Raw genomic sequence first — 13,655 nt, 5'->3', positions numbered from 1 at the left:
ATCATGAACGCGAACGGCACTCATCCTCCGGTCGGCAATCTGCTGAAGTCGGCCGGGCGGCCCTCCGCGAACGCGGCCAGCGCTTCCCGGTTCGCGGGCCCGCCGAGCAAGTCGCGGAAGCACGCGTTCTCCCGTTCGCGCGCGGCGGCGATCTCGGCGCGCAGCGGCTCGGTCATCGTCCGTTTGACGGCGACGAGACTCGAGATCGGCTTGGCTGCCAGGGTTTCGGCGTGAGCTCGGGCAACGTCCATCAGTTCGTCCGGCGCGCACACCCGCCACACCAGGCCCATCGCGGCGGCCTGCTCCGCGTCGATCCACTCCGAACTCATCAGCATCCAGGCCGCATTCTGACGACCGACGAGCTTCGGCATGAGGTAACTCGATGCGGCCTCCGGCGCGACCCCGAGGTCGGTGAAGGGGCACTTGAGTCGCGCCTCGCTGGACATGAACGTTAGATCAGCGAACCCGAGGATGGTGGCACCGGCGCCCAGTCCGATCCCGTTCACCGCGCAGATCAACGGCTTGGGAAAGTTCGCGAGCGCATCGATCAGGCCGTTGAAGCCGTGCTTGCCCCGCTGATAGGTCGGATCGGTTGTGAGTGCCTGCATCTCGCGCAGATCGGTGCCCGCACTGAAGGCGCGTCCGTTGCCGGTGAGCAGGGCCACGGCGACGTGCGGGTCGTCGGCCGCGTCCAGCAGGGCTTCGGTGGTGGCGTCGTAGAGCGCCTCGCTGAACGCGTTGAGTGCGTCGGGGCGATCGAGAGTCAGCGTCCGTACCCGGGCGTGGTCGTCGATGAGGATCATGGCGAGAACCCTAGAACGTATTGCAGGCGTACGGGCACATATCGCGGGTCACCGGGACGCGGGCGTTGCCACGGTCGGACCTCGCTGTTGATCTATTTGATGGGTTCGGATGTCAACTGTCGAAGCTGGCGTCGACGATGCGCAGGCGATGCGGTGTTGTCGCGATCGAGTTTGCTGCCGGCGTAGCTGGTCAGTGCCTTGCGCGACCTGCTCGGCGCCTACCTGGGTGGAGTCAAGGAAACCCGGTCTGTGTGGCAGTGGGCCGAAGGCTCACGGTCGATCGCATCCCCGGTGGACCTCGAACGTCTCCGCATTGCCGACCGTGCCGCTCGGATGATCACCGAGAGTGACAGTGCCGAAGTCGCACAGGTGTCGTTCTGTGTCGTTCCAAGGTCTGAACCCAGTTCTCGACGATCGCTCGCCGGTCGCTGAGTTCTCAAACTCGTAGGTCTCCGAACCTGCCAGGGCGATTCGGTGTCGATCGGTGCGGCGACAGCCAACCGATCGCGAATCGCCAAACAGGGCGCACCACCCTCTCGAGGATCGAGTTGTGCCGTGTGAACTCCATCGCAACAGTCCACTCGAGTCGTGGTCCCGATGGAGTGGGGGGTGACCGCATAGTCCTCCGCGAAGGCCCGCACTCTGGAAAGGGTGACCGCCGCGGCGGAGAACGTCATCCGCTCGTTCTTGTCCCAGCGGTAGAAGTGATCCTCCAGGCTGAGGATGCCACCGAGGGTGACTTCGCGAATCGCTCCGACACCCTGCGTTGCCGTTGTCCATCGGGCTGCGGTCATACCTCTCCGCCGAGATCGTCGCCGCACCCGAGTCCGATTACGAGACATCGATCGGTGAGACGAATCCATGAAACCGGTGTTGCCTCCGTCCCGTCTCAATGGGAGGGAGGCAACACCGGCGGTGTGTCGGTGCGGGCAGAAGTGTCAGCTGCCGAAGAGCGATCCGAGAGATCCGGTCGTGGGTGGGTCAATCACTGGGGCGGCGGTGACATTGACCGTGACGGTGAGTGTCGAATCAGGATCGACACCGTTGGCCGCTTCGAGGTCGAAGGTGTAAGTACCTGCAACGGTGGGTGTTCCGGACAGCACGCCGTCGGCGAAGGCCATGCCGGTGGGCAGCTTCGCGGGATCGGTCACCGTGATTTCAGGGGTGGGGCTTCCGGTGACCGTGAATTCGCGGGTCAATTGCGTTCCGGTAACGGCATCGAGTGTGACGGGTCCGGCGTCGGTGAACGCCGGTGCCGCCGGAACCGGTGTGGTGAACTCGATCTGCTTCGGCTGTGAACGCGCACCCCACACATCGACGGCCGTCACGGTCGCGACGTAGTCCGTTCCGGGTGTCAGCTCGGCGGTTGCCGAGTCCAGCGGGATGCCGAGTCTGACCGACAACGGAATTTCGAGCACCGCGGGGCGTGGAGAAACGAAGAAGTCGCTCGAGATCACTGTTCCCGCCCGGAGCGGAAGACCCGGACGGCCGGTGTCGGCCTCCAGTACCGCTACTTCGTAGCCGTAGACCATGTCGTCGCTGGTAGCCGCAGGGACGCGTAGCACGGTCTTGGCGCCGGTGGTGTCGATGGTCGGGTCTGCACCCATGACCGGGGGAGTGTCGTCGATACGTCGCGCATCCGTGTACGCGAAGTTCGCCTTGACCTCCTCGGCGGTAGACCCGTCCAGGCGAATATTCCACGTCGGGCCGGCCAGAGTGCCTGCACCGTCGGCAGGAACCTCGTCCGGGAACGGTTCCCACTCTCCGTTGCGATACACCCGGTCGGCCTGACCGCTGTATGCGATCCGGTCGACCTCCGTCCGATCGGCGTATACCTCGACGAAGAGCCCCTGCTGATTCGACAACGGGAATGTGTCGAGCAGATTGTCGCCGTAGATTTGGTACGAATCGCGCGGGATCTGGGTGTAGGACATCGATCCGTCGTTCAGCGCGGTGAAGTTCTTCTGGTGAATCGACTTCTCGCTGTTCAGGTTCAGGTGCGAGTGCCCGGAGATGTAGACGGCCTGCGGGTAGCCGGCGAGGTCTTGTGCAAGGGCCGGATTCGATGCCTGGGCGCCGTCGTTGACCGTTCCGGAAACGGGGCGGTGGGCGACGACGAAAATTGGCTTGTTCAGTCCACCTGGTTCCGCCGTGATTGCAGCCATGCGCTCCTGCAGCCATGCGCGCTGCTCACCGTTGTACGCCTCGGTGTTGAGTCCGAGAAAGTGGTAGCCGTTCACCACCTTGTCGTAGTAGCCGCCGCCGGTGTGAGGGAACCACTCCTTCGGATAGTACGGAGTCATCACATTCAAGCGGTCATCGTGATTACCGAAGGTCACCATTACCTGCGAATCGAGGTCGTGGGTCTGGAGTCCGTGGTTCAGAAGATTCACCACGTCTTCGTGATCGTGACCGGTGTTGTAATGGTTGTCGGCGATCTGATCTCCGTTGGAGATGATCAGATCGGGTGTCTGAAGCGACGTGATCGTATCGAAGTAGCTGCTCCAACGGGCCTTGGTGGCGTCGTCCGAGGTCGTGGTCTCGATGTCCGACATGACAACGAAGGAGAGCAGTGGCTTCTCGTTCGTCTTGATGAGGTATCCCTCGACGCTTGCCGGGCTCACCTCGTCGCCACGAACGGAGACCGCTGCGAGGTTCGACGATTCGTCGATCGTGATCGGACCTGTGTAGCGAGCGCTGCTCGCAGTGGGTGTTGACCCGTCGAGCGTGTAGCGAATCTCGTCACCCTTCTCCGCACTGAGCTTCACCGTCGTCGGGCCCACATAACGGCCGCCGTCTTGGCTGAAGGTCGGTGCTGCCAGATCGCCGATCTCGCTGGCGTGGGCTATTGGGCTCGAGCCCAACGCAATCGCGCTCGAAACGGCCACTGCGGCCGCCGCCATCTGCGTGATGGACATTGAATGATTCTCCTTAGGAATCTCGCTCGGGAATCTCGATCAGGCCTCGGAATCGGGCCCTGGGAACGTGTGGCGCTCGGCCCCACGCGCATCAGTCTAGTCAACGAATAATGTTGTGCAGCAATATATTTCGGAGCATTCGCGCAGTGTTCACTTGCCATTGGAGCGAGTGGGTAGCCGGCCCGCGCTATGCGGGCCATTTCCCTGTGCAGGAGGCACGAAGATCGAAATCTGTTCCCGTGCGGAACGGTATTGATGCTGTTCGCATGGTCGCCCTGGCTGAGGATTGCAGCCATCGAGACGATCCGCTACACGAACATTCTCGACACGACTGACCATCAGAGAATTACAGTGTCGGCCTGCGAGTAGGTGCGAGTTCGATGCCAAGGTCATTGCCAGCCCGTGGTGATCGGGGATACGGACGACAGCCGGAGTACCTCGTCGCGAAGGGCTCTCGATGACCGCGCGACGATTCCCCTTGGCTCAGTTGACGCTACGGTGCCACGGAGACCCTGAGGATGTTGGTCGGCGGTGTGCCGAGTGCGTAGGGGAGGTCGTCGAGCGTGATCGGCGCCGATACGACCTCGGTCCACGGGAACACCTCGCGCGTGTCGTCGAGGAACTCGATGGCGCGTGCGAGGTGACGTGGTTCGTAGTTGTGCACTCCGGTGATCGTCACAAGTCGGCGGACCACAGATTCCGGGTTGACGGCCAGAGCCGGGCCGGGTGCGACGGAGCCGGCGAGTACGAGGACGCCGCCGACATCGAGTCTGGCCAATCCGTCGGCGATCGCCGCGGCGGAACCGGAGTAGTCGAGCACGATGTCCACAGATCCTCCGGTGTCGGCTGTTGCGCCGAATCGGTGCGCCAATTCGACGCGTGCATCGTCGAGGTCGGTGATCCGCACTCGCGCTCCCGCTTTGGCGCACGCTGCGGCGGCGGTTATCCCGAGCATGCCTGCACCGTAGATGAGAACCCGCTTCCGATGTAGCGGACCTGCGGCTTCGATGGTGGCCATCACCGTCGCGGTAGCGCAGGCTGCGGGCGCGGCCACTGAGTCCGACATTGTGCTCGGCACCGGAACGACCGCGGTTCCTGCGGGTAGCACGATGTACTGGGCGTAGGACCCGGACAGCGGCCACGCGCCGTCGAACCTCTCGTGCCCGACCTTGCGCACGGCCTCGCACTTGGCGGTACGCCCGGCCACACAGCGCGCGCAGTGCCCGCACCCGACGGTGACAGACCAGATGATCCGATCTCCGATCTCGGCGGCGGGTGTGCCCGGACCGACTGCTTCGACGGCGCCGATCGCCTCGTGCCCCAGTACGGAGGGGCAGGCGGCTGACCGCCGACCCGTCACGGTATGCAGATCGCTTCCGCAGATGGTCGCGAGGTGGACACGAACCAGGATCTCGCCCTCCCGGAGCGGAGGGAGTGGCACCTCCAGCAGTTCGATGCCGTCGCCGTTCCAGACGGCCGTGCGACTCAGACGAGTTGTGAGCGTATCCACCCCGACAACCTTTCGATGGCGTAGACGATGACGAAGATGACGACCACGATCGCGCCGGCAACGTCGAAGTTCAGTGTGCGGATCGATTCGAAGAGCAGGAACCCGATACCGCCCGCACCGACAATGCCGAGCACCGTGGACGTGCGGATATTGACGTCGAACAGATACAGCGTCGACCCGACCATCGATGGCATCGCCTGCGGTAGAACTGCCGCGAACAGGGTCTTCCACCAGCCGCCGCCTACCGCGCGTACCGCCTCGATGGGACCGGGGTCGATCTCCTCTATCGCGTCGGAGACGAGCTTGGCGAGGAAGCCGACGGACCCGATGGCGAGGGCGCAGGTGCCCGCGATAGGTCCGAGACCGAGGGCCGCGACGAACACCACCGCGAGGATCAGTTCGGGCACGGCCCGTACGACGAGAATCCAGCTGCGGGCGAGCCAGAACACCGTCGGATGCGGCGTCACGTTCCGGGCGGCGAGGACTGCGACGGGAATCGACAGCACGGCTCCGATAGCGGTGGAGACCACACCGATCGCGACAGTTTGTGCGGCGGCATCGAACAGGTCGCCACCGAGGGCGTCGAAGTTCGGCGGGATCATCCGGCCGAAGACCTCGAGTGCCGGCCCGACCCAGGTGATCAGCGACCATGGGTTGACGTCCAGCACCCACAGCGCGGCGACGGTGACGGCGCCGATCAGTGCGGAGAAGGTGATGCGCCCGATGCGATCCCGGCGTGGATTCGAGTGTCCCGGCGTGAGCAGCATCCGCCGCACGACGATCGCGATCACCTCCATCACCGCGATCATCACCAGGATGATGCACACGATGCCGAGTGCACGTGGGTAGATCAGGCCGCGCAACGCGTCCTGCAACGCGAAGCCGATGCCGCCCGCACCGACGAACCCGAGGACCACGGACATCCGAAGGTTGATGTCGATGCGGTAGATGAAGGTGCCGATCCACGATGGGACGACTTGCGGTACAACGCCGTTGACCATCTCGCGGAAGTATCCGGCACCGGTGGCGCGGACCGCTTCCCGCGGCCCGTCATCAGCCTGTTCGATGGCGTCGGCGAACAACTTTCCGAGCATGCCGATCGAGTGGATCGCGAGGGCCAGAATGCCGGGGAGCACCCCGATGCCGAGCGCGCGGACGAACAGCACTGCGAACAGCAGGTCCGGCATCGCGCGGCAGAAGGTGATGAATCCTCGTGCCACGGCGTACACCGCGGGGTGAGGTGTGGTGTTTCGGGCGGCCAGGAATGCCAACGGGACCGACGCCGCCGCAGCGAGCACTGTGCCGAGCACGGCCATGAGCAGCGTCTCGACGGCGAGCACACCGATCCTGCCGGGGTCGGACACTCGCGGCGGAAGCATCCGTTCGATTAAGTTGCCGACGGCGTCCAACCCGTCGAGCAGGGGACCGGGAGCGAACTCGATCGACCACGCCGACACCAGGGTCGCGATGAGGGCGGCCAGCGTCAGCGCAGGCAACATCGCGCGACGGGGTGTGCGGGGCCCACGCGGCCCGGCGGTGTCTCGACCACCGGGACGCGCGGTGAGGAGGGTGCTCACAGAGACCTCGCAGTCGTCTCGGCCGCCTCCGGGTCGACACGACGATAGATGTCCATGACTTCGTCGCGGGACATCCCGACGGCCGGCCGGTCCATCACCTTGATGCCCCCGCGCAGGCCCACCAGGCGATGCGCCCAGCCGAGCGCCAGGTCCACCTGATGCAGCGTGCACACGACGGTGAGTTTCTCCTCGATGCACACCCGGAACAGCAGGTCCATGACGACACCGGCGTTCTCCGGGTCGAGGGAGGCGACCGGCTCGTCGGCGAGGACGATGCTCGGCCGCTGCATCAGCGTGCGCGCAATGGCGACCCTCTGCTGCTGTCCGCCGGAGAGCGTGTCGGCACGCTGTTCTGCGAAATCGGCCAGTCCCACCCGGTCGAGGTGTTCCAGCGCCTCATTCCGCATGCCCTTCGGGTAGGTGAGCGCCCCGTAGCGTGGGGCGGACAGCCGGCCGAGCCCGCCGATGAGCACGTTCTCGAGGCAGCTGAGGCGACCCACGAGGTTGAAGTGCTGGAACACGAACCCGACGTCCTTGCGCAGTGCTCGTAGCCGACGCGAGGGCGCGCCGTCCACACGGACACCGTTGACGGCGATCTCGCCCGCAGTGACCGGCTCGAGGCCGTTCATGCAGCGCAGTAGCGTCGACTTGCCCGAGCCCGACAATCCCAGCAGCACAACGAGTTCGCTACGGTAGATGTCGAGGGATACGTCATCGAGCGCGACAGTCGGCCCGAACGTCTTGGTCACGTTGCGAATGGAAGCGACGACGTCGTCACCGGCGACGGAATGGTGGGGCCCGGGTGTGCTCATGCGCTCAGCCCTGGCACTTCTCGGAGCCGGTGACCTCACACACGTGGCGAACGCCGTCGTAGTCGGTGTCCGTCGCGGCGACGACGCCCCAGGCACGCTCATCGGTGATGCGACACTCGTCGCCGGAGCAGAAGCCGGCGGCCTCGAGGCTCGGGGCGTTGAGCTTCTCCTCGAACGCGGTCTTCAACTTCGCGACGTTGTCGGCACCGAGATCGTTGTTGGCCGCGAACAGCGACCCGGCGATCATCTCGGACTTCCACACCGTCTTGAGTTCGCCCGGCTTCAGCTCGCCCTTCTCCACCATGGTCTTGTCGACCATGGTGTCGAACGCGAATCCGGCGTCGCAGTCACCGGCGGCAATGGCCAACGCAGACGCATCGTGTCCGCCGGCGTAGATCGGGGTCATCGCTGCGGAGATGTCGGCTTCGGAGCCGGACTTGGCAACGCCTTCCTCGATGAGACCCGCGCTCGGGTACAGGAAGCCGGAGGTGGATCCGGGATCGACGAAGCAGACCGTCTTACCCGCAAAATCCTTCAGCCCGTTCACCTCGGCGTTGTCCGACTTGGCGAGGCCGTAGGACTGGTAGCCGGGCTCGAGGCCCTTGTCCTTGACCACCGCGCCGAGCGGCGTCAGATCGGCGCCGTTGATTCCGGCGACGACGTAGGCGAACGGGCCGAAGAACGCGAGGTCGACGTTGCCCGCGATCATGCCCTCGACAACGCCTGCGTAGTCGGACGCCTGCACGAACTTGATCTCGGACCCGGTCTCCTGCTCGAGCAGTTTGATCACGGGGTCGTAGCTGGCCTTCAGGTCGCTGGAGTTCTCCGCCGGGATCGCGGCGAGGGTGATGGTCTCGGGAAAGCCCTGTTCGGTCGTGGACGCGGAGGTCGAGTCGGATCCGGAGCAGGCGGAGACGGCGAGGGCAACGCCGGCCAGTCCGGCGGCGAAAGTGGTTGCTTTGCTGCGAGTGCGGAGCTTCATGGGGATGCTTCCTTCGTCTGGTCGGAGATCAGGCAGGGAGGATCAACTGTGGGAAGTCGGCGATGGAACCGACGATGTCGGTGGCTCCCGCGGCCCGCAAGCTCTGCGCGTCGTGGGCGCCGGTGAGCGTGCCGGCAACGATCGATGCGCCGGCCCGGCGTCCGGAGAGGATGTCGCTGGAGGTGTCACCGAGAACGGCGACCGCCGCGACATCGTCGATGCCGGTGCGCATCAGTGCGGCGAGGATCATGTCGGGGAACGGGCGTCCGCGGCCTGCGTCGGCGGGGCACAGGGCGAGGTCCGCGATGTCCTCCCACCCGAGTGACTCGAGCAGGCGCTGCTGAGTGGAGCGGCCGAAGCCAGTGGTGAGTGCGACTTTCACCCCAGCTGCTCGAATCTGCGAAATGGCCTCGACTGCACCGGGAATCGGAGCAACGCCGCCGTCCATGTACGACTCGTACGCCTTCTCGAACGCGGCATTGGCATCTTCGGCACGATCCTGTGATCCGAACAGCGAGAGGAACACCTCGATCTTGGACCGGCCCATCGTGTCGAGGACGTAACGGCGCGCTTCCTGCCGTTCCGGCCCGTCCTCGGGAAGCCCGACGGCGGTCGCGGCCTCGTCGAATGCGCGGATGACCAGGCCGTCGTCGGTCACGGTGGTGCCGGCCATGTCGAGGACTGCCAGGGCTGTGCCTGTCACTTCTTCCACCCTTCGGGGACGGGAAATTATTGCGATACAGCGGCTTTCCTGCGCCGCATCACCACCCTGGCCCCTGGTATAGACCAAGAATCGGACATCTCGTGAATGGAGGATGAACACCTGCAGGCGGCTTGGTATAGACCACGGCGAGGTTGTCGGGTGAACTGGCGATGAACGACCGACCACATCTTGGTATAGACCAAGAAATGGTAAGCTGGGCTCATGATGGTCGATGCGGAACCTCGCATGCTCAAGCATCAGATCGTGCGCAAGTACCTCGACGCATTGCTCGACAACCTCTCGCCCGGCGATTCCTTTCCTTCTGAACGCGACCTCGCCGAGAGGTACGACGTTGCGCGGGAAACACTTCGTCAGGCAATGCGCGAACTGCTCGTTGCCGGCCGCATCGAACGGCGCGGGCGGACAACCGTTGTCGCTGAGCCCAAGGTCGTTCTTCCGCTCGATATCGGTTCGTATACCGAGGCGGCCCGCGAGAGAGGCATGACCGCCACCCGCATCCTGGTCGGGTGGTCCGTGGACGGCGCGGACGACGATCTCGCAGATCTACTGCAGATCGAACCGGGAGAAGCGGTGATACAACTCGAGCGCGTCTTCACCACGAATGACGTTCGGGTCGGGTTGGAGACCACCCTCATACCCGCCAAGAGGGTTCCCGGCTTGGTCGACACCTTCGACTACAGGCAGTCCCTCTACGCCGAACTGCACTCCCGCGGAATACAATTCGATCGCGTTGTCGACAGCATCGAGACGGTGCTGCCCGATGCCCGGGAAGCGGTACTGCTCACTGTCGACACGCGGACCCCGATGTTCCTTCTCAGCCGCGTGTCCTACGACTCGTACGGAGTGCCCATCGAGCATCGGCGATCCCTCTACCGGGGTGACCGCATGACCTTCACTGCAGTCATGCGTGCCTAGGCGACCGCAACGCCTCGTGGCGCAGAGGCTGTCGCTGCCGTCGGCGGCTTGATACTCAGTCACCGCGTCGCCTCGGCACGAAGTCCGCGCTTGCTCAGAAGTAGTGCCGCCGGCCCCCGAGTCCGAGGCCCATGATGCCGAGCAGGAGCAAGGCGAGGCCAATCGTGAGTAGCGACGTGCCGACGTAGGAAAGGAGATGGAGATGGCCGAACATCCCTCCGACAGTCAGTCCTGTTCCGATTGTCACCATGATGCGTTCCTCTCTGTTCCGTTTCTGTTCCGCTCTCTCAGAAGCCGCGACCGGGGTTGAGGATGCCGGTGGGGTCGAAGACGGACTTGATGCCCGCCATCAGTTCGCGTTCGGTGGCACCGACCATGGACTCGATGTACGGCTCCTTGAGGATGCCGACGCCGTGCTCGCCGGTGATGGAGCCGCCGAGGTCCAGGCAGGCGGCGACGAGGTCGTCGAAGGCTGCTCGGGCCCGGGCGGTCGCGGCGGTGTCCGCGGCGTCGAACACGATGGTGGGGTGCAGGTTTCCGTCGGCGGCGTGCCCGAAGGTGCCGATGAGTACGTCGTGACGGGCGGCGGTCGCCTCGATCGCGGCGAGCATCGCCGGCAGCTGCGGGACGGGGACGGCGAGGTCGTCGAGCAGTGTGCTGCCGCGGCGTTCGAGCGCGGTGAGCGCGACGCGTCGGGCCTGCATGAACTCCTCGCCCTCGGCGGGGTCGGCGGTGTCGTAGACCTCGGTGGCGCCGGCGGCGGTGCAGGCGGCGGCGCAGCGGGCGGCCTCGGTCACCGAGTCGCCGCCGTCGCACTGGATCAGCAGCAGCGCGCCCGCCGTCTCGTCGAGGCCCATCCGTGTCATGTCGTTGACGGCGGCGATGGTGGTGCGGTCCATCAGTTCGAGCAGGCACGGGTCCGCGACCTGCCGGATGGCGAGGACGGCGTCGATCGCCTGCGCGGTGTCGGGGAAGCTCGCGACGACGGTGGACGCCGCCGACGGCTGGGTCCGCAACCGCATCGTGGCCTCGACGATCACCGCGAGGGTGCCCTCGGATCCGACGAGCAGCTGTGTGAGGTTCAGCCCGGCGACGTTCTTGCGGGTGTTGGCGCCGGTGTGGATCACCCGGCCGTCGGGCAGTACGGCCTTGATTCGGGCGACGTGGTCGGCGGTGACGCCGTACTTGGCGCAGCACGTTCCGCCGGCGTTGGTGGCGAGGTTGCCGCCGATCGAGGAGATGGCCCGGCTGCCCGGATCGGGCACGTACCACAGGCCCTGCTGCGCGGCTGCCGCCGCGAGGTCACCGTTGATGACTCCGGGTTCGACTGTGGCGGTGCGTGCTTCGGCGTCGATCTCGATGATCGTGTTCATCCGGTCCAGGCTCAGCACGATGCAGCCGTCGATTGCGTTCGCGCCGCCGGCCAGCCCGGTGCCGGCGCCGCGGGTGACGACCGGGATGCCGTGCCGGTGGGCGGTCTCGAGGGTGGCGACGACGTCGTCGACGCTGCGGGCCCGCACCACCGCCAGTGGTTGCCCGTCCGGTGTGAGCAGGGACTGATCGCGGCGGTACGCGAGCATCGCGTCCGGGTCGGTGACGACCGCATTTCCCAGCAGTCCAGCCAATTCATAAGCTGGCGAGCATGTTTCGACAATGTGGTCGAATGTCATGGCACCATCCATCCGAGAACCGGGGTCGATTGCAGGTAGATGATGATCGTGAGGAAGACGAGCAGGCCCAGGCTCCAGCCGATCAGCTTTCGCAGGATCACGCCCTCGCTTCCGGCCAACCCGACCGCCGCGACCGCCACCGAGAGGTTCTGCGGTGAGAGCATCTTCCCCAGGACGCCGGCCGACGAGTTGGACGCCGCCATCAGTACCGGATCGAGCCCGACGTGCTGCGCAGCCGTCATTTGCATGACCCCGAACAGCGAGTTCGACGACGTGTCCGAACCGGTGATTGCGACCCCGATCCAGCCGATCAGAGGTGAGGCAAGTGCGAACAGTCCGCCGGTCGAGGCCAGCGCCATGCCCAAACTTGCCGTCTGGCCCGACAGATTCATCACGAAGGCCAGCGCCAGGACCGCAGTCACCGTGACGATGGTCCAGCGCAACTGAACCAGTGTCTCCCAGTAGGTGCGGAGAACGTCGCGGACCCCAATCTTGTAGAGCATCGCCGTGAACACTCCGGACAGCAGCAGCAACGTTCCTGTGGATTTGAGAACGTCGAGCTTGAACGTCATCGCCGTCAAGGGGTTTCCGGCCGCATCGACGATATCGAGGCCCGGCCACCGGAAGACGGCGGTGCCGAAGTCGGTCAGGATGTCCTTCACTGCCGGGATCTGGGCGATCGTGAACACCACGATGATGATGGCGTACGGGGCGATCGCGAGAACGGCCCGACGGCCACGGACGCGAGTAGTGGTCGTCGCCGTGGCGACGCCGCCGGCCGCCGGCCCATCGGCGTCGAGTTCGTCGGCCTCGACGCGGCCTGCGGGCTGCCAGATGCGCAGCATCCCGAGCACGGCGAAAACCGTCACGATGGATGCCACCACATCGGTGAGCTCCACCGCCAGATAGTTGGCGGTCACGAACTGAGCCAACGCGAACACGACTCCGGCGACCACAGCTATGGGCCATGTCTGCCGCACGCCTCGCCTGCCGTCGACCATGAACACCATCACCAACGGCACCAGCGCCGCGATGAACGGGGTCTGACGTCCGGCCATCGCAGAGAGGTCGTCGAGCGGCAGTCCGGTCACCCCCGCCAGCGCCAGGATGGGCGCCCCCATTGCGCCGAACGCGACGGGGGCGGTGTTGGCAAGGAGGGATGTGCACGCCGCGACGAGCGGTCGCATCCCTGCTGCCATCAGCATTGCCGCCGAAATCGCCACCGGCGCACCGAAACCGGCAAGCGATTCCAGCAGGGCGCCGAAGCAGAATGCAATGAGGATCGACAGTATGCGGAGATCGTCGGAGATCGCGCGAACCACGCGGCCGAGCTCTTCGAACCAGCCCGAGCGCACGGTGAGGCGGTAGACGAAGAGGGCGTTCACCAGAATCCAGAGAATCGGGAACACTCCGTAGAAGGCGCCCTCGGCCGTCGCGCTCACGGTCTGGGTGAGAGGCATGCCCCACCCGACGACCGCGGCGCCGACGGCGACGCCGAGGCCCGCGAGTGCAGCGTGGTGCGACTTGCATCGGAAGACTCCGAGCATCACGAACATCGCGAGGAGTGGCAGCACCGCCACCGCGGCCGACCAGGCCGGCGACCCACCGATCGGGTCGAGCACTTGTTGATACACCGCAGCTCCTCCGTGTGATGCCAGTCACCTGTGTATCGATTGTCAGACAAGTATTCCGGCATGTCAAGAATGCAATCGTGGAAAGCATGCATGCGAGACCGTCATGAGAT

At 65.2% G+C, this 13,655-nt stretch carries 11 protein-coding genes and 1 pseudogene; 2 read left to right on the top strand and 10 right to left on the bottom strand.

The features are described 5' to 3' along the window. Positions 1-20: 20 nt before the first annotated feature. Positions 21-803 (bottom strand): enoyl-CoA hydratase/isomerase family protein, encoded by a 783-nt coding sequence (locus IJ15_RS0111525; RefSeq protein ID WP_031938485.1) that lies wholly within the window; start codon positions 801-803, stop codon positions 21-23. 186 nt (positions 804-989) lie between these two features. Between IJ15_RS0111525 and IJ15_RS26695 the strand changes: the two are divergent. Then, a pseudogene (locus tag IJ15_RS26695) lies at positions 990-1,227 on the top strand (hypothetical protein); the annotation flags it as partial. A gap of 514 nt (positions 1,228-1,741) precedes the next feature. Here the strand turns inward: IJ15_RS26695 and IJ15_RS0111515 are convergent. The 6 genes from IJ15_RS0111515 to IJ15_RS0111485 all read right to left on the bottom strand — a co-directional run bounded on the left by IJ15_RS0111515 (position 1,742) and on the right by IJ15_RS0111485 (position 9,305). Further along, positions 1,742-3,721 carry a chitobiase/beta-hexosaminidase C-terminal domain-containing protein gene (locus tag IJ15_RS0111515; protein WP_081880699.1) on the bottom strand — a complete coding sequence of 660 codons (1,980 nt, stop codon included), beginning with the start codon at positions 3,719-3,721 and terminating at the stop codon, positions 1,742-1,744. Positions 3,722-4,214: 493 nt separating this feature from the next. Next, positions 4,215-5,231 (bottom strand): zinc-binding dehydrogenase, encoded by a 1,017-nt coding sequence (locus IJ15_RS0111505; RefSeq protein ID WP_031938483.1) that lies wholly within the window; start codon positions 5,229-5,231, stop codon positions 4,215-4,217. After that, positions 5,207-6,730: a phosphonate ABC transporter, permease protein PhnE gene (gene phnE / locus IJ15_RS0111500; RefSeq protein ID WP_081880698.1), complete on the bottom strand. Its 1,524-nt coding sequence runs from the start codon at positions 6,728-6,730 to the stop codon at positions 5,207-5,209. The genes IJ15_RS0111505 and phnE overlap by 25 nt, the downstream gene beginning before the upstream one ends. A gap of 74 nt (positions 6,731-6,804) precedes the next feature. After that, positions 6,805-7,620, bottom strand: a complete 816-nt coding sequence (locus IJ15_RS0111495) for a phosphonate ABC transporter ATP-binding protein (protein ID WP_031938481.1) — start codon at positions 7,618-7,620, stop codon at positions 6,805-6,807. A gap of 4 nt (positions 7,621-7,624) precedes the next feature. Further along, the gene (locus IJ15_RS0111490) at positions 7,625-8,602 is read right to left on the bottom strand and encodes a phosphate/phosphite/phosphonate ABC transporter substrate-binding protein (RefSeq protein WP_031938480.1); all 978 of its coding nucleotides are present in this window, start codon (positions 8,600-8,602) and stop codon (positions 7,625-7,627) included. 28 nt (positions 8,603-8,630) lie between these two features. Continuing rightward, the gene (locus tag IJ15_RS0111485; RefSeq protein ID WP_031938479.1) at positions 8,631-9,305 is read right to left on the bottom strand and encodes a phosphonatase-like hydrolase; all 675 of its coding nucleotides are present in this window, start codon (positions 9,303-9,305) and stop codon (positions 8,631-8,633) included. A gap of 222 nt (positions 9,306-9,527) precedes the next feature. On the opposite strand from IJ15_RS0111485, the gene IJ15_RS0111480 reads away from it, so the two are divergent. Then, complete coding sequence (locus tag IJ15_RS0111480) at positions 9,528-10,241, top strand: GntR family transcriptional regulator (RefSeq protein ID WP_197059803.1); 714 nt, start codon at positions 9,528-9,530, stop codon at positions 10,239-10,241. A 94-nt stretch (positions 10,242-10,335) separates the two neighbouring features. Here IJ15_RS0111480 and IJ15_RS26690 read toward each other — a convergent pair whose 3' ends face one another. The 3 genes from IJ15_RS26690 to IJ15_RS0111465 all read right to left on the bottom strand — a co-directional run bounded on the left by IJ15_RS26690 (position 10,336) and on the right by IJ15_RS0111465 (position 13,545). Beyond that, the gene (locus IJ15_RS26690; RefSeq protein WP_231569503.1) at positions 10,336-10,455 is read right to left on the bottom strand and encodes a DUF6131 family protein; all 120 of its coding nucleotides are present in this window, start codon (positions 10,453-10,455) and stop codon (positions 10,336-10,338) included. Positions 10,456-10,528: 73 nt separating this feature from the next. Continuing rightward, positions 10,529-11,911, bottom strand: a complete 1,383-nt coding sequence (locus IJ15_RS0111470; RefSeq protein WP_051918774.1) for an FAD-binding oxidoreductase — start codon at positions 11,909-11,911, stop codon at positions 10,529-10,531. Then, the gene (locus tag IJ15_RS0111465; protein WP_031938476.1) at positions 11,908-13,545 is read right to left on the bottom strand and encodes an L-lactate permease; all 1,638 of its coding nucleotides are present in this window, start codon (positions 13,543-13,545) and stop codon (positions 11,908-11,910) included. The genes IJ15_RS0111470 and IJ15_RS0111465 overlap by 4 nt, the downstream gene beginning before the upstream one ends. Positions 13,546-13,655: the final 110 nt, after the last annotated feature.

This window comes from Prescottella defluvii (assembly GCF_000738775.1).
Taxonomy (GTDB): Bacteria; Actinomycetota; Actinomycetes; order Mycobacteriales; family Mycobacteriaceae; genus Prescottella; species Prescottella defluvii.
This window is presented reverse-complemented; position numbering and strand designations above follow the sequence as displayed.